Here is a 16,151-nt window from a genome sequence, read left to right on the forward strand (position 1 = left end):
CTGCCTTAATCAAATCTTTACCCTTTTTTGACGCATTTTTTATGGGGACGTGTTATAATGAGAACATCAACGGAAGAAAGGAAGTTGCAAATGGACTATATCATCGAAACCAAGGATCTGACCAAACGGTACGGGCAGCATCTGGCGGCGAATGCTGTGAGCCTGCATGTAAAGCGAGGAGAGATCTACGGCTTTATCGGCAGAAACGGTGCCGGGAAAACCACCTGCATGAAAATGATCTGCGGACTGACCTGCCCCACCAGCGGCAGCATCCAGTTGTTTGGGAAATCCGCCCAGGAATCCGGGAAGCTGCGGAGCCGCATCGGCAGTCTGATTGAGGAGCCGGGGCTGTACTATGAAATGACGGCGTATGAGAATCTCAAGTGCAAGTGCCTGATGACGGGCATTGACCAGAAGGGCTACATTGACGGGATCCTGGAGCTGGTGGGACTCAGCTATGCCCGGAACCGGAAGGCAAAGGCGTTTTCTCTGGGCATGCGGCAGCGGCTTGGCATCGCCATGACCCTGGTGGGAAATCCGGACATTCTGGTGCTGGATGAGCCCATCAACGGACTGGATCCTCAAGGCATTGCAGAAATGCGGCAGCTGTTCGTGCGGCTCAAGGAGGAAAGACATCTTGCCATCATGATCTCCAGTCACATTCTGGAGGAGCTGTCCAAGCTGGCGGATACCTTTGGCATTATCCACGACGGCAAGCTGCTGCAGGAGATCTCCCATGCGCAGTTGATGGATAAGTGTTCCAACTATGTGGAAATCATCACCCCACAGCCGGAGCAGGTCAGCGTATCCCTGGAGAAAATGGGCTATACCAGGTTCAAGGTTATGGACAAGGAAACCGTGCAAGTGTTCGAGCGGCTGGATGAAACCGCTGCCATGAACCGGCAGCTAATCCTGGACGGCTGCACCATTGTCCAGTCCAGAATCGTTGCCACGGAGCTGGAGGACTATTACTTCAAGATCACAGGAGGAAACCAGAATGCTTAATCTGACGAAGCTGTACTTATATAGAATGCTCCGCACCAAGGTGGCGTGGGTCTGCATGATTATCCTGGTGGGGCTGACAGCCTTCACCCTTTCCGTCAACTATATGATCGACAAAATGACGGATTCTATGGCAATGGACGGTGACACCTCTGTGGTTATGGAGGAAGAGCAGCCGGAGACAGAAACCAGTATCCTGGACGAATATCTGGGTGTGGTGCAGAACGGCTTTCCCATGATGATCTTCGGCATCTTTACTGCCATATTCTACAATTCTGACGAAAAGCACGGCTATGTGAAGAATATCGTGACCCAGTATAACAACCGCTCCTCCGTGCTTCTGCCCCGGATCCTGTCCCTGGGGATCTATGTGCTGGCAGTGAGCCTTGTCAACTTTCTTGTTGTGGCGATCCTGTTCAAGTGCTTCTATCCGGATACGGGGCTGGGCTTGCAGGGAACAACCCTTGGATACATGGGGATGCACTTCCTGCTACTGCTGACCTTCCTGTTTATCGTCCAGTTCATCACAGCATTTGCCCGGGGCACAGCCCTTGCGGTTACCTACAGCGTGTGCGCCAGCATGAATATGGCTGCGCTTGCAGCAATGCCCCTGAATTTCCTGGCACGCAAGTTCCTGCATGTACAGAATCCCAATGTAACAAAGTACTTCCTGGATACCTATTTGTTCAGCATTCGGAGTGCGGAGCACACCTGGTCCCTGCTGGTGCTGTTTGTATGCTACGCCGGCGTGGCGGCTGCTCTTGCCTGTCTGCTGCTGAATAAGCGGGATATGCGCTGACCTCCCTGGGCGGGTACTTTCAACTGATCCGGGAGCATCCACAATCAAAAAAGCAGACAGGGGTAACCTGTCTGCTTTTTGTTAAGGCAACCCGCACAAAGATTGCACAGCATTGCCTTAATGCTTTTTGCTGCGTGTGCGGAAATCCTCCTCGATTCGTTTCTTCCATTCCCGCCCCACGGAGCAATTTGCCCGCACGGAGGATACGGCACAGCTCACTGCGTCGAAATTCAGTTGGGTGCCTGCTGCATCGCACATATACTGGGCGGCATGATCCTCCCGGATTCCCATGCTGGCAGCGGTTTGCAGGGCGTCTATATTTGCGCCCAGGAACAAAAATTCCCAGCCTGCCTCCTTCTGCTGTTGGATCATGCCCCTGACCTGTTCCAGCGTATAGGAATGGCTGGCGTTTTCCATGCCGTCCGTGGTGATCACAAAAACCGTGTGGGCAGGCACATCCTCCGGTCGGATGTACTGGTGAATGCTCCGGATGTGGGTAATGGTGCTGCCCATTGCATCCAGCAGTGCTGTGCATCCCCGGACGGTGTAGTCCCGGTCGGTGATATGCGCCATCTCTGACAGCTTCCTTCTGTCGTGCAGGGTCTCGCACCGGTCATCGAACAGCACCGTTGTGACGAAGCCCTCGCCCTGTTCCTGCTTCTGCTTGTCCAGCATGGCGTTGAAGCCGCCGATGGTGTCGCTTTCCAGCCCTGCCATGGAGCCGCTTCTGTCCAGAATGAAAACCAGTTCCGTTGTGTTGTTTGCCATAATGCATCCTCCTCATAGGTGTTGTGTGGATTCCTTACAACCATAGTATAGAGGATTCTGCGCTCCGGCAGGTCGCATGGAGAGCGACATTTTACCGACTGCCCAAAAGGGGTTGGTCAAAGGCGAACAGGGCTTCGTTGATCTCAAAGATATTATAGTTCCCTTTGGCAATAAAGTACTGGATGATGATGTCAAATTTGCTGCTGTTGGACAGGGCAAAGCCCGCCTTTCGCAGCAGTTCCCCGGTCTCCTGCCCATCTAGCTGCAGGGCGATGGCAAACGCCACGGCAGTTGACTTACTGGGCTTGTAGTGCATGTCACTGCGGATCTTGGAAAACAGCTTCCGGTCTATGTTCGCCCGCTTGTAGCATGCAGAATCCGTCATGCCCAGCTGATCGATCTTCCGCAGCAGCATCTGGGAAAAGCTCTCATCGATCTGCGCCAGCCGTTCGTTCAGGGAGGAGGGGATGCAGAATGCCGCCTGGGGGCATGCGTCCTCCTCCAGGGTGCTTTCCAGCGTGGGCACAGCGGCAGCCTTCCGCCGGCGCAGGGGGAATCCATGAGTCCGGGAGGGGGACTGCCCCTTGCGGAGCATCTGCCGGACAAATGCAGGCAGCTCCGTGGCATAGGGCTCATTCAGTACAACGGCACCTGGATCCAGCAGCACCAGGTATACCGCCATTTCATGCTGCTCCAGAAACGTCAGAATGGTATCCTCAGCAATTTGCAGTGCCTGGCGCTTCGGATAGCCGTATGCACCGGCAGAGATCAGAGGAAAGGCAATGCTCCGGCATCCATGCTCCAGAGCCAGGGTCAGTGCATTCCGGTAGCAGGACTTCAGCAGTGCCGGTTCCCCGGCGTGTCCACCCTGCCATAGGGGGCCAACCGTGTGGATGATGTACTTGCAGGACAGCCGGAAGCCGGGCGTGATCCGGGCTTCTCCCGTGGGACAGCCGCCCAGCGCCTTGCAGGCGTTCAGCAGCTCCGGTCCGGCAGCCCGGTGTATGCAGCCGTCCACGCCTCTGCCTCCCAGCAGGGTGGAGTTTGCAGCGTTGACAATGGCGTCGGTTTTCATTTGGGTAATGTCCTGTCGGATGATTTGTAAAGGCATGACGCACCTTCCTTTCGGATGAGTTTTTTTGCATTATATCACATTTTTCTGAAAAACGCAATTCGGCGAAACGGGGTGTATTTCAGTAGTAAACCTTTACGCTCTGTAATTATATGCTTGCCGGGGAAGAAGTTGGTGCAGAACAAATTTACGCCGTAAGGGCTGATTTCCGGCGGTTCCTCTGAATCAAGCCTCGCATTCTTCTCAAATAGATACGATCATAGCAGAAAAATTCAAACTATTTCCGTTTTATATATTATAATATACGAAATTATTATACGATATGTATATTTTAGTCCGTTCATTCTCGAAATAGCACAAAAGTGCTATAAATACAGCATAAAATGATATTGAACCCTCTTTGAAAAGTTGCTATGATAGAAATGTAATAAGGAGTCCCAATGTTATGTGCAGCACAGAAGTGAAACGAATGCAGCACAAATGTAACATTTCAGTATGGATGCATGCCTGGACAGGGACTCCATGGGGTGTTCATATGACTGATAAAGAATTCAAACGCTTGAAACGCAGCGAGCTGATTGAAATCATTTATGAGTATCAAAAACGAGAGCAGGCGCTGCAAAGCCGGGTAGAGGCATTGCAGGCGCAGTTGGATGAAAAAAATCTGAAGATTCAGCAGGCAGGCAGTATTGCGGAGGCTACCGCAGCGCTGACCGGTATCTTTGAAGCGGCGCAGAAAACGGCGGACGCTTATCTGGAGCATATCCGGGCGGCCAATCCGCCGCCGGAGCCGGAAAAGAAGGCGGATACAACATGAGCAGGCGCAACAGGCAGCAGGTTTCCCTTCCCTCTCCGGAACAGGTTTCCCGCGCCTATCAGCAGGATCAGTACCGCAAGCGCTACAAACGTGCTTTCATCAGCACCCTCTCTGTGCTGGCGGTGATTGCCGCAGTGGCGGTGCTGGTGTCCACCCTGTTTTTACCGGTGATCCAGGTTTCCGGCAACAGCATGGAACCCACCCTCAGCGATGGAGATGTACTGGTTCTCCTGAAATCCAAGAGCTACGAACGGTCCCAGCTTTGCTGCATTTCCTGGCAGAACAAGATGCTTTTGAAGCGCGTCATCGGACTGCCCGGGGATGTGGTGAGCATTGATACAGAGGGCAACGTGACAGTAAACGGTGTCCTGTTGGATGAGCCCTATGTGTCGGACAAGACCCTGGGGGAATGCGATGTGACCTTTCCGTGCCAGGTGCCGGAGGGCAAGGTGTTTGTCCTGGGGGATCATCGGAGCACCTCCATCGACAGCCGAAGCAGTGAGATCGGCTGTGTGGATCAGGATCAGATCGTTGGATTCGTTCTGTTTCAGGTTTGGCCCATCGGAGGCTGAATTAACTTTTGGCATCAGCTAAATTCCCAGTAATCAACTGGGAATTGGATAGACACTGGCAAAAAGCGTGGTGAGAAGTATGACTGACAGCTACGTTACAGACATCCGGGCAAGACACAAACGCAATATACGGCTTGCATGGCTCCTGCTGATCCTGGGGCTTGTGGTAGCCTGCTCTGTGGCATGGACGCTGCGGGGCGTGGGCATTACCATGGCGAATGAAACCGTTTGCGGCATGGAGGAGCATCAGCACAGTGCTGCATGCTATGCGGATACAGCCGATGGCAGTCAGTTGATCTGCACTCTGCCGGAGCATATACATACGGTGGCATGCACCGGGATCGATACGGCAAACAATGGGCCGCCGGTGGTGGAGATCACGACCCCCACGGAGGATCCCACGGAACCGGCAACAGAGCCGGAGCGGGAAACCGTTCAGCTGCCCAATTATCTGGCGGATGCCTCCGCCTCCTACGAAAAGAATGTAATCTATGTAAAAACCGCTTTGGGTGAGCGGAGCAAGGATACGGTGCATGAGTATCTGGCTAACTTGGGGCTTCCTGGGACAAATGACGGCAAGTATATTCTAAACTCTGAAGAGAGCCCCTATATTCTCCAGGTGGGAGATACGGTGGAGCTCTGTATCTACACGGACAGTTCCAATACTGATGGATTCTGGAGCAGTTCAAGTCCTGATGGCGTTTTGGTTGCGGGAACAGCAACCACCACAACTTTGGCGGACGGTACCAAGAAAATCGAAAAGACATATTCGACTGCAAAAGCCGGTACGGGTGTGATTTATTTTGGCAATCAGTCGTCCTTCTACGTTTCTGTACCGGTTCCCAAAGAGGAACTGAAGGATTTCCACTACGACCATGCGGATATCGAGATCACGGACGGCGGCTATTACGAGATCAAGCGCACCGTGACAGACCAGAACGGGAATCAGGTCACCACCCGTCAGATCTTTGACTCCTATATTTCAGGCGTAAATCACTGTTACATTTATAACGCTGCCGGGTCGCTCATTAAGACCTATGAATCCACGGACTATCAGGCAAACGGCAAGCCTGGGGAGACTCAGTACGAGCTGACCTCCAAGTATAAGTGCATGGAAAAGGAGGAAAAGTGGTTCAAGCGCAGTGAGGTGGATCACGCACAATTTGATGTGCAGCTACTGCTGAAGCCCAGAAAACAGATCGTGACCGTCACAAAGGATGGCGTGCAGAGCAGTCAGACGGAAACGGATATCTCCGACAGCACCGGCGAAAGCGATGTTACCATTCTTAGCGCCGTGTTTAATATGAATCACCGGAGCGTGGTGGACGCAAACAACAAGTGTCCGGATCACTCCGGTCTGGACTTCAATCTGATGGCGAACGTGAACCAGATTATCACAGTGGAGCCTGCATCCGTTGAACCGACTGCCCACAAGCAACTGACCAACGGCAGCATCGGCACAAACCAGTTCCGGTTCGAGCTTCTGGACAAGGACGGAAAGCTGATTGACCGGCAGTACTGCGATACAACCGGGAAGGTTACCTTTGAATCCCAGTATTTCCTGATGCCCGGTACCTACACCTACACCATCCGGGAGAGTATTCCCAGCGAGGCGGTACAGATTGACGGCAAGCCCTATTCCAGGGGGATCTTTTACGACAGTCACACGGAAAAGGTTACAGTCACCGTGACTGCGGATGCCCAAGGCAATCTGTCCGCATCCATGGCATACGCCGGCGGCAGTGCTCCTGTATTCCACAATACGGCGGTGACGGAGCGGTACATGCCCATCAGCGTACAGAAGGTCTGGAGCGACAGCAGTACTGTGAATCACAAGGCGGACGCCATCGGTTTCCGGATCTGGCGCACTGAAAGCGGTCAGCCGGACGCTTTGGTTTCCATCGACGGCAAGAGTAAGTTCTATCTGAATGATGCATCCGGCTGGAAATGGAGCTACACAAAGCTGCCGGTGCAGTATGCCGGACGCACCTATTCTTACCGGGTGGAGGAGGTGGATATCCCCGATGGCTATATTGCCGGATACACCTCCGGGCAGAATGGCGGTACGCTGGAATATACCATTACCAATACCTCAAAGGACGCCATTACCCTCAGCATACAGAAACAGTGGCTTGCGCCGGACGGTACGCCCATGCAGGGCACGCCTACGGCACAGTCGGTTTCCGCATCGCTTCAGCGGCAGTGCAAGGAAGTGGAGATCCCGGTTACCATCCAGGTGGTTTCCCCTGCCGGTGCGCTGCTGGAGCAGTACAAGCAGCCTGCCTATGTGGGCAGCAGCTTCACCTTTACACTGGGGGTTACGGAGGGAACGGCGGAAAACGTTTCCGTAGTCAGTGCAGAGAAATGCAGTGCAGCCTATGCCAATGGGGTATTCACCGTGCAGGATATCCAGGTGGGTGCGCGGGTTCAGGTGCGGTGTGACAATGTAATGGATTCCACCAAGCTGCTGCTGCATCACACCTTTGAAGACACTCAGGAGGATTGGACATGCACGGGGGATGCAAAGCCGGGAAGCGCTTATAGTACCAACTATGCAGCCACCGGTTCCGGCTACCATGCATTGAAAATCTACAACCGGACAAAGGCTTGGATGGGTGCTTCCTTTACACTGGATTCCAGCGTCATCAAGCCAGGTCAGACCTACAGCTTCAGTGCTTATCTGAACCGGGCGGCTGTCTATACAGAGTCCGACAACACAACGACGCATAATCTCGGCGCAGACCATACCGCACCTTTGAATCTGACTCTGTACTATGAGGACAGTGCCGGTGTGCCAAATTATCTGGGCATCGCTGCGGTGGCTGCGGCTTCTTCCGGCTCCTGGATTCATCTGCGCAATGCAAGCTTGACTATTCCTGCGGACTGTACGGTTATGAAGCTCCAGGTTGACGCCAATGGAGAGGAAGGCACGGATAAGTTCTCGGATCTGTTCCTGGATGAGGTAATCATTGCACCGGCGGGCATGGATATTTCTGTAGAACAGAACACAGGTCGGGTTCTGCTGAACAATCCGGAATTTTATAGCTTTACCGTGACCGGGAAGACCATTCCCGCAGACGTGCAGCAGAATGCGGATAACTGGCATCTGGACGCCTGGAATAAGCAGATCGAGATCACCGCCGCAGAGGGCTGGATCAAAACCCTTTCCGGTGCAGAGCTGGGGCAGGTGTCCAACAGGATCTATCAATACTTCGTGGAGGAGGATCCCATGACTGGGTTCACGCCCAGCTATTCTGATATGTATGTTTCGTCGAACACAGCACAAACGCCAATCATCATCAAAAACCAGAGTATTGCATATACCCTGCCCGCCACCGGCGGCGTAGGATTGGTGCCGTTTCTGGGGGGCGGATCTCTTTTGATTCTGGCAAGCGGGCTGTATTCATACAAATTGATCCGGAGCAAAAGGAGGTCGAGCGCATAGGACTTCCCGGAATCCCCATCAAAATATCAACAAAAAGGAGTAAGATTTATGAAAGCGACAAAAAGAATTTTCAGCGTATTCCTCACATGCGTACTGGCATTCACCATGGCGTTTGCGATGGGTCTGACCGCATCAGCGGCTGACTATACCATCACCATCAACAAGCCGGCAGGCGACATTGACCGTACCTACGAAGCCTATCAGATCTTCCAGGGCAACCTGGACGGCAACACCCTGTCCGATATCGAATGGGGCACCGGCATTGACGGGGCTGCATTTCTGACGGAGCTGAAAAAGAATGCGTCCTTTACATCCTGCACAGACGCAAAGACAGTGGCGGAGAAGCTGGCAGCCTTCACGAATGATTCCGATGAAGCAGTGGCTTTTGCAAAGCTGGCAGGCAAGTTCCTGACCACTGCTACAGCCACCTCCAGCTCCGGTAAGATCACTGTTCCGGCTGGTTACTACCTGTTGAAGGATGTTACCACCGTAACAGACGATGCGCTGTCTCTGAACATCCTCAAGGTGGTAAAGGACGTAACAGTCAATCCCAAGGCGGATCACCCCACCGTTGACAAGAAGATCGGTACGGACATTTCCACCGGCGTTGCAGCCAATGAAGCAACCATCGGCGACAAGGTTCCCTTCGTGATCGCATCCAAGGTTCCCCAGATGCAGGGCTACACCAAGTACTTCTTCGTACTGAACGATAGCATGACCGCTGGTCTGACCTACAACAAGGACGTAGCCATCAAGATCGGCACCACTACCCTGGCTGCGGATGCTTACGATGTGACTTATGACGACACAGCAAACACCATGAAGATCGTCATCAAGGACTTCATCCAGTACAAGAGCGAAGCCGGCAAGGACATTGTAGTGACCTACTCCGCAACTCTGAACGAAAAGGCTGACCTGACGCAGGCTGGCAACAAGAATACCGTAAAACTGACCTATTCCAACAACCCCAACGTGGACTACAAGGGCGACAATGAGCCGGATACCACTGACCCGGTTGGCGTAACACCGGAGCATGTGACCGTGACCTACTCCACCAAGCTGCAGCTGACTAAGGTGGACGGCGCAGACCACAACGTCAAGCTGGAAGGCGTTGAGTTCCAGATCACCGGTACTTCCATCAAGACCGCTGTATCCAAGGGTGAATACTTCAAGCAGGATGCGGCTGGTACATACTATCAGCTGAAGGACGGCACCTTTACTGAAACCGATCCCACTGCTGAAACCGAGAGCAAGTATGTTTCTACCTCTGTAAAGTATGCAAAAGTAACGGATACCACCGAGCAGACAAAGATGCAGAAGGTTACCGCAAGCGGCACAACCGATGCAAACGGCTTGATCACCTTCGAGGGACTGGGTGCAGGTACCTATTACATCACCGAGCTGAAAACCCTGGGCGGCTATAACCTGCTGACTGCTCCCATCACTGTTACCATTACTGCAACACCTTCCGAAACCGGCTGTGGTTGGACGGTAAGCTCCAATGCAACCTTTGAGGATGACATGGTGAAGCTGACGGTAGAGAACAACAAGGGCTCCGTTCTGCCCATCACCGGCGGCATCGGTACCACCATCTTCTATGTCATCGGCGGTCTGCTGGTTTGCGGTGCTGCTGTGATGGCAATCACCAAGAAGAAGTTGTCCGTAGAGGATAAGGCGGATCAGAACTGAATGATGTAAAGCAAGCAGCGGAGGATCTCTCCGCTGCCCTGCTTTCCTTTTAACAACGAGGGGATGTCAATGAAGCGTTATGTGTCAACTGCTGTGATAGCTGCCGCATTTTTCGTTGGCATCTCCTTGCTGTTATATCCGGTCATCAGTGAGTATATCAACGCCAAGCACCAGTCCAAGGCCATTGCCTCCTATGACGAGATCGCATCCCATATGTCGGAAGCGGATTATGATGAGATCTTTGCCGAAGCCCGGGCGTACAACGATGCCCTTGCCCGGACGGAGGGGGCATTCTATCAGCCGGAACGGGTATCCGGATACCTGGAGGCGCTGGACATTACCGGAACCGGCATTATGGGCTATGTGACCATCGATAAAATCGGGGTGGAGCTGCCTGTGTATCACACAGTGGAAACGGACGTGCTGCAAAGTGCTGTAGGGCATCTGCCGGGAACCAGTCTGCCCATCGGAGGCGAGGGTACCCATGCGGTGCTGTCCGGTCACCGGGGACTGCCCAGTGCCCGTCTGTTTACGGATCTGGATAAGCTGGAACCCGGGGACCTGTTCACCATCACCGTGCTGAACCGGGTGGTGATGTACCGGGTGGATCAGGTCAAGATCGTGGACCCTACGGATGTTACAGATCTGCAGCTGATTCCCGGAAAGGATTACTGTACGTTGTTTACCTGCACTCCCTATGGCATCAACAGCCATCGACTGCTGGTGCGGGGCGTTCGGATCGAAACGCCGGAGGATGCGGCACCCCGTTACATTGCCAATGAGGCGTACCGGATCGATCCACTGATTGTGACGCCGGCAGTTGCTGCCCCCATGCTGCTGGGGATCGCAGTGGTGATGCTGATCAAGAGCCGGCGCAGCGCATTGAAACAGAAATTACGCAAGGAAGGACTGATTGTGCATGAAAAGCAGTAAATATTGCTGGACGGCGGCGCTGCTGCTGGTGTTGTGTATGTTGCTGCCCTGGTGCGGGGTTGCTGCTGCCGATGTATCGGACAAGGAGTACGGCTCATTCTCTGCCACCTTCAACGCCGGTGCGGCACCGCTGCGGAGTGCGGAGATCACCTTGTACCGGGTAGCGGATGTGGAATTCAACCAGGAACAGACCCTGTACCACTACACGGATGCCTACGCTGCATGCGGCGTGGATCTGGATACGCTTGGGCAGACGGATGCGGCAGCGCAGATGCTGCAATTTATCAGTGACAAAGGACTGACAGGGATGACCGGCACCACCGATGACCAGGGCAGGGTCGCATTTTCCCAGGTGCCATTCGGACTGTATCTGGTGGCACAGACCAATGAGGTGCCCTATTTTTCAAAGTCCGCCCCTTTCTTTTCCTGCATCCCCTATCTGGATGGGGGACAGATCTGCTACGATGTGGACGCAACCCCGAAGGTCAGCGTGGAGATTCTGATCGATCTGACTGTAAAGAAAGTGTGGAATGATGACGGCACCGGTCGGCCGGAACAGATCCAGGTCATGCTGAGCCGGGGCGGTCAGTTGGTGGACACTGTGACCCTGTCGGAGGAGAATCAGTGGAGCCACATGTGGAGCGCCGTGCCCCAAAGCGATGACTGGACTGTCCGGGAGGTGGAGGTGCCCAATTACACGCCCAGCTATCGCCGGGAGGGGAACACCTTCATTGTGGAAAATACCCCGAAGCTGGTGCAGACCGGGCAGCTGAAATGGCCGGTTCCTGTGCTTGCATGTCTGGGTGGTGCACTGCTGCTGACAGGGGTTGCACTGGGGAGAAAAAAGCAGCATGCAGGGGCGTAAGCTGCTTTCCCGACTGTGCATCGTTCTTGGGGTGTTGTGCATCGGTGGAGCTGCCGGACTTGGGATCCGGAATCAACAGGAGGATGCCCGGGCGCAGCAACAGGCTGAACAGGTGCTTGCCCAGCTGCAGCAGGACGCATCCGGCAGCACGCATACTGCGCCGGTGATTCTGCCGGAGGAGACGGTGCCTTCCATGCGGACGGTCAGCATCAACGGCTATGATTACATCGGTTATCTGACTTTCCCCACGTTAGATACGGAACTGCCGGTGATGGATCACTGGAGCAAGGCGGGGCTGAAAATTGCTCCGGGCAGGTATTACGGCTCTGTGTACACCGGGGATCTGGTCATTGCCGGGCACAATTATGCCAAGGGCTTTGGCAAGCTGAAGGCGCTGCGGCAGGGGGATCCGGTGCTGTTTACGGATATGGATCAGGTGACTTACCGGTATCAGGTGGATCAGATTGAGATCCTGGAGCCGGGGGCTGTGGCAGATATGATCCAAAGCCCCTGGGAGTTGTCCCTGTATACCTGTACCTACAACGGTCAGCTGCGTATGACGGTGCGCTGTCATGAGATCAAATAAAGGCAAGTACGCCAGACGGTTTTGTGCTGCCGAAAAAGCCCCGTCCTGGATGGTATGCATCCGGAACGGGGCTTGCTTTTATGATGGAATGGGCTCCTTTTGAGCCAATTGCTTTGCCTCCTCAAAGGAAAGGGGTTTGCCCCACAGAAAGCCCTGGAGCAGATCACAGGCGTAGCCCTTCAGCACGTCCAGTTGGCTGTCGGATTCCACCCCTTCGGAAATGACCTCACAGCCCAGCACATGCCCCATAGTGATGATGGCCTTGACAAAGGCATTGCCGTTTGTGTCGCTGTTGATCTGGTCGATGAAGGATTTGTCGATTTTCAGCAGATCAATGGGCAGCCGGTTCAGATAGCTGAGGGAAGCGTAGCCGGTGCCGAAATCGTCCAGAGCGATGCGGATCCCAATATCACGCAGCCGGTTCAGAATCTTGCTTGCATGCTCCAGAGAGGAGATGAACAAGGATTCCGTCACCTCAAGCTCCAGATTTCTTGCCGGAAAGCCGGTGCTGCGCAGCAGATTCTGCACATAGGTGGAGAAATCTCCATGCAGCAGGTTCCGGGCAGAAACATTCACAGACAGGATTATATCCGGGTGCTGTGCCACAACGGGCTGCATGCAGGTAAGGGCGTTCCCCATGATCCACTGATCCAATTGAATCATCAGAGCGCTTGCCTCCGCCACCGGGATAAATCGCCCCGGACTGACCTGATTGCCCTTTGCATCCCGCATCCGGACAAGGGTCTCAAAGCCCCGCAGGCTGTGATCGGAAATGTGGTACTGGGGCTGGAACGCCAGAAAGAAGCGGTTTTCCTGCAATGCATCCCGGAGCATCTGCTCTATTTGCAGATTGTCGGTCAGTGCGGAGTCCATTTCCTGCCGGAACATGCACAGACCTTGTCTGCCCCGTGCCTTTGCCTGGTACATGGCAATATCCGCATAGCTCATCAAGGTGGAAACGTTGTCCGCATGCTCCGGGAACAGGGATATCCCCATGCTGGCAGTGATGAAAAAGGAGCTGTCCCGCACCGAGAACCGGGTGCGCTTATCCGAGGGTGCACGGTTGATGGCTTCGTGGAGCATCTGCTCCAGCTTTCCCAGATCCCCGTTGTAGTCCGTGATCAGCACGAACTCATCTCCGCCCAGCCGGGCAAAAAAGGCGTTTTTATTCTGCACCTGCTCCTTCCAGCGCTGGGCAATCTGCTGTAGGATCTCATCTCCGTATTCGTGACCGGCGGTGTCGTTGATGGATTTGAAGTTGTCCAGGTCCAGCAGCACAAAGGCAAAGGGCGTTCCCTTGCTGATTCGCCTGTTTACATGCCGCAGCAGGGAACGCCGGTTGGGCAGCCCGGTCAGCTCGTCCGTATTGGCGACTTCATCCAGCCTGGCGGCGTTGATGTCACATTTGCGTACATAAAAATAAATGGTGCTGCAAATGATGAGATTCAGCGCCTGCATAGCGACTCCGGGCAGATTGTTGACCTGCTGCTGAACAAATACGGTGGAGATTACCATTATCAGATTCAAAATCGAGAGAATGGACATGCAGATCCAGCCCTTGCGCTTGGTGTTGATGACCATCAGCATGCCGGTGAAGATTTGCAGCACATTGAAGATGCTGCAAAGCCTGCCGTATTCTAACTCCGTTTCACCAATGGCAAAGGTTCCGCCGTACCGTGTAAGGCGGGAGGTAATCAGCTGGAACAGCAGCAACAGCAGCGCCAGCAGGGTCAGAACGATCCACTCCGTCTGATTCTTTGTAAATTCCATTCTGCTTTTCGCCATGTGCTCCCCCCTGGCTAAAAGTCTGTATGCTTTCTCCGTAACGGTTTTATTTCTACTCTTAGTGTATCACGTTTTTCGGAAAAAACAAGAAAAAACAGGCAGGGGAATTTTTTTTTCGCTGATTTGTACAGTCGGTTGATTGCTTTTCCATCCTTTTTCGGCAAAGGGGAGGAAAGCGGACAAGTCCGGCAACTCGCCGGGATGCTTGTGTCATACAGAAAAAAGGGAAGCCGATTGGCTTCCCTCTTTGATATCGGTTGGCATGGCTTTTCAGGCAAAGCCGCCAGGCGTGTTTTGTGCGGTGTTGCCTTAACTGTTTAATCCCTTCATCATGGCCTCCAGCAGCTCCGGATACTGCCAGGTCAGAGTTCCTCGGTTCAGCAGTCCGAAATTCTCGCCGCTGGTGTCGAAGGCGTTGTTATCCCACCAGATGCAACGGATGTTGTAGCTCTTGGCGATGCGGAGATAATTCTCCCCCCAGAGTACCCGGCCATTGATGTTGTTTTTGTTCAGAGCGCCGAATTCTCCGATGATGACCGGAATGCCCTTTGCGCCGAAGGAGTTGTAGATCTCCTGGAGGGTCCACTGGAGCTGACTGATGTCAGACTGGGTGAAGCTGGAGGTGCCGCTGGTATTCAGTGCAAAGTTATAGGGCGAGTAGCTGTGGATGTCCACGATCAGCTTGTTGGCAACCGTATCCGTGGGCAGCACGAAGTCATTCACCGTTGTGGAGGAGCAGGATGCCGCATAGGTGGGTACCATCAGACAGCGAATGGCATTGTTGCCGCCAGTTGCCCGGACGGTGTTCACAAAGGTCTGGTTGTAGCTGTTGATGACCTGTCGTGCTTCCTGGTTGCCGCCGTTCCACTCGTTGGGATCTCCCACAAGCCGAGGCTCGTTCATGCCCTCGAAAATCAGATGCTCATCGTAGCTGCCGAACCGGGTGGCGATCTGGGTCCAGATGGCATCCAGCCGGGCGTTGACGCTGTCCTTCTGGGCGTTGGTGGGAATCAGCCAATCGTTTTCGTGGTGAATGTTGAGAATGCAGTACATGTCATTGTCGATCACATAGTTGACCACTTCCTGTACCCGGTTCATCCAAGCCTCGTCGATCTGGTACTCCGGTGCACTGCCGGTATGGTCGATCCAGCTAACTGGAACACGGACAGTGTTAAAGCCGCCTTCCTTCACCTTGTCGATCATTGCCTTGGTGGTCATGGGACAGCCCCAGGCGGTTTCCGACTGTGCCGGTGTGGGATTGGGCAGCCAGGAGGTTGTGGTAGCGTCCAGGGTGTTGCCCAGGTTCCAGCCAATGGTGATCTCGTCCAGCAGCTGGCTTGCGGTCAGATCCCGCATCTGTGTGGGCGGCTCCAGAAGCTCCAGGTTTCCCAGCAGAATCCGCTTGTGCAGCGCCAGATCCATGGCATCAATGACTTCGTCCTGGTTCAGATCTGCCAGAGAATTGACCGTATCGCACTTTGCGGTCAGATAGTCCTGCACTGCGGTTACATCCGTTACGGACAGGTTCCGGGTGTAGTCGTTTGCCTTCACATAAGCGGCGTTTGCGGACATGGAACCCAGCATTGCCACGCTGACGGCAGCAGCGCTCAGGTATGCCCATAGTTTTTTCAGCATAAAAATCCCCCTCATCATAGATTATGCATCATGTATTTATGCTTAAAAATACACTAAATAGTATAGCATGTTTTGTTGGATGTGTCTAGGTGCTTGTTGCAGTTTTTCCGGAATATATTGCGGTGCTGCCTCTGAAAATCATGTCTGGACACAGAAAAGCCCGGACACAGATTTCCTGCATCC

13 protein-coding genes are annotated in these 16,151 nt (G+C 53.8%); 9 read left to right on the forward strand and 4 right to left on the reverse strand.

Features of this window, described 5'->3' with window-relative positions:
• The first annotated feature begins 90 nt into the window (after positions 1-90).
• On the forward strand, positions 91-1,005 hold the full coding sequence (locus RUM_RS02605; protein WP_015557667.1) for an ABC transporter ATP-binding protein: 915 nt from the start codon (positions 91-93) through the stop codon (positions 1,003-1,005).
• Positions 998-1,801, forward strand: coding sequence for an ABC transporter permease (locus RUM_RS02610; protein WP_015557668.1), 804 nt, complete (start codon positions 998-1,000; stop codon positions 1,799-1,801). Before RUM_RS02605 ends, RUM_RS02610 begins: the two co-directional genes overlap by 8 nt.
• A 117-nt stretch (positions 1,802-1,918) precedes the next feature.
• Here RUM_RS02610 and RUM_RS02615 read toward each other — a convergent pair whose 3' ends face one another.
• Together RUM_RS02615 and RUM_RS02620 are read right to left on the reverse strand one after the other, a co-directional pair.
• On the reverse strand, positions 1,919-2,569 hold the full coding sequence (locus RUM_RS02615) for a vWA domain-containing protein (RefSeq protein ID WP_015557669.1): 651 nt from the start codon (positions 2,567-2,569) through the stop codon (positions 1,919-1,921).
• A 91-nt stretch (positions 2,570-2,660) separates the two neighbouring features.
• Complete coding sequence (locus RUM_RS02620) at positions 2,661-3,680, reverse strand: macro domain-containing protein (RefSeq protein ID WP_015557670.1); 1,020 nt, start codon at positions 3,678-3,680, stop codon at positions 2,661-2,663.
• Between the two features lie 496 nt (positions 3,681-4,176).
• Between RUM_RS02620 and RUM_RS02625 the strand changes: the two genes are divergently transcribed.
• The 7 genes from RUM_RS02625 to RUM_RS11905 all read left to right on the forward strand — a co-directional run bounded on the left by RUM_RS02625 (position 4,177) and on the right by RUM_RS11905 (position 12,548).
• A complete protein-coding gene (locus RUM_RS02625; protein WP_015557671.1) occupies positions 4,177-4,458 on the forward strand; it encodes a hypothetical protein in 282 nt (93 codons plus the stop codon).
• Complete coding sequence (gene lepB / locus RUM_RS02630) at positions 4,455-5,030, forward strand: signal peptidase I (protein WP_015557672.1); 576 nt, start codon at positions 4,455-4,457, stop codon at positions 5,028-5,030. The genes RUM_RS02625 and lepB overlap by 4 nt, the downstream gene beginning before the upstream one ends.
• A gap of 79 nt (positions 5,031-5,109) precedes the next feature.
• Positions 5,110-8,475 carry a Spy0128 family protein gene (locus RUM_RS02635; RefSeq protein ID WP_015557673.1) on the forward strand — a complete coding sequence of 1,122 codons (3,366 nt, stop codon included), beginning with the start codon at positions 5,110-5,112 and terminating at the stop codon, positions 8,473-8,475.
• A 48-nt stretch (positions 8,476-8,523) separates the two neighbouring features.
• Positions 8,524-10,164, forward strand: a complete 1,641-nt coding sequence (locus RUM_RS02640) for an isopeptide-forming domain-containing fimbrial protein (protein WP_015557674.1) — start codon at positions 8,524-8,526, stop codon at positions 10,162-10,164.
• A gap of 69 nt (positions 10,165-10,233) precedes the next feature.
• The gene (locus RUM_RS02645; RefSeq protein ID WP_015557675.1) at positions 10,234-11,097 is read left to right on the forward strand and encodes a class C sortase; all 864 of its coding nucleotides are present in this window, start codon (positions 10,234-10,236) and stop codon (positions 11,095-11,097) included.
• Complete coding sequence (locus RUM_RS02650) at positions 11,084-11,962, forward strand: Cna B-type domain-containing protein (protein ID WP_015557676.1); 879 nt, start codon at positions 11,084-11,086, stop codon at positions 11,960-11,962. The genes RUM_RS02645 and RUM_RS02650 overlap by 14 nt, the downstream gene beginning before the upstream one ends.
• A complete protein-coding gene (locus RUM_RS11905) occupies positions 11,949-12,548 on the forward strand; it encodes a sortase (RefSeq protein WP_015557677.1) in 600 nt (199 codons plus the stop codon). Before RUM_RS02650 ends, RUM_RS11905 begins: the two co-directional genes overlap by 14 nt.
• 78 nt (positions 12,549-12,626) lie before the next feature.
• Here RUM_RS11905 and RUM_RS02660 read toward each other — a convergent pair whose 3' ends face one another.
• On the reverse strand, positions 12,627-14,333 hold the full coding sequence (locus RUM_RS02660; RefSeq protein WP_015557678.1) for a putative bifunctional diguanylate cyclase/phosphodiesterase: 1,707 nt from the start codon (positions 14,331-14,333) through the stop codon (positions 12,627-12,629).
• 309 nt (positions 14,334-14,642) lie between these two features.
• Positions 14,643-15,968, reverse strand: coding sequence for a cellulase family glycosylhydrolase (locus RUM_RS02665; RefSeq protein ID WP_015557679.1), 1,326 nt, complete (start codon positions 15,966-15,968; stop codon positions 14,643-14,645).
• Between the last annotated feature and the right edge of the window lie 183 nt (positions 15,969-16,151).

This window comes from Ruminococcus champanellensis 18P13 = JCM 17042, assembly GCF_000210095.1.
GTDB lineage: Bacteria > Bacillota > Clostridia > Oscillospirales > Ruminococcaceae > Ruminococcus_F > Ruminococcus_F champanellensis.

What these genes read in the sequence shown, in the direction of transcription:
- RUM_RS02605 (WP_015557667.1), top strand. Translation starts at nt 91, where the DNA reads ATGGACTATATCATCGAAACCAAGGATCTGACCAAACGGTACGGGCAG.
- RUM_RS02610 (WP_015557668.1), top strand. Translation starts at nt 998, where the DNA reads ATGCTTAATCTGACGAAGCTGTACTTATATAGAATGCTCCGCACCAAG.
- RUM_RS02615 (WP_015557669.1), bottom strand. Translation starts at nt 2,569, where the DNA reads ATGGCAAACAACACAACGGAACTGGTTTTCATTCTGGACAGAAGCGGC.
- RUM_RS02620 (WP_015557670.1), bottom strand. Translation starts at nt 3,680, where the DNA reads ATGCCTTTACAAATCATCCGACAGGACATTACCCAAATGAAAACCGAC.
- RUM_RS02625 (WP_015557671.1), top strand. Translation starts at nt 4,177, where the DNA reads ATGACTGATAAAGAATTCAAACGCTTGAAACGCAGCGAGCTGATTGAA.
- lepB (WP_015557672.1), top strand. Translation starts at nt 4,455, where the DNA reads ATGAGCAGGCGCAACAGGCAGCAGGTTTCCCTTCCCTCTCCGGAACAG.
- RUM_RS02635 (WP_015557673.1), top strand. Translation starts at nt 5,110, where the DNA reads ATGACTGACAGCTACGTTACAGACATCCGGGCAAGACACAAACGCAAT.
- RUM_RS02640 (WP_015557674.1), top strand. Translation starts at nt 8,524, where the DNA reads ATGAAAGCGACAAAAAGAATTTTCAGCGTATTCCTCACATGCGTACTG.
- RUM_RS02645 (WP_015557675.1), top strand. Translation starts at nt 10,234, where the DNA reads ATGAAGCGTTATGTGTCAACTGCTGTGATAGCTGCCGCATTTTTCGTT.
- RUM_RS02650 (WP_015557676.1), top strand. Translation starts at nt 11,084, where the DNA reads ATGAAAAGCAGTAAATATTGCTGGACGGCGGCGCTGCTGCTGGTGTTG.
- RUM_RS11905 (WP_015557677.1), top strand. Translation starts at nt 11,949, where the DNA reads ATGCAGGGGCGTAAGCTGCTTTCCCGACTGTGCATCGTTCTTGGGGTG.
- RUM_RS02660 (WP_015557678.1), bottom strand. Translation starts at nt 14,333, where the DNA reads ATGGCGAAAAGCAGAATGGAATTTACAAAGAATCAGACGGAGTGGATC.
- RUM_RS02665 (WP_015557679.1), bottom strand. Translation starts at nt 15,968, where the DNA reads ATGCTGAAAAAACTATGGGCATACCTGAGCGCTGCTGCCGTCAGCGTG.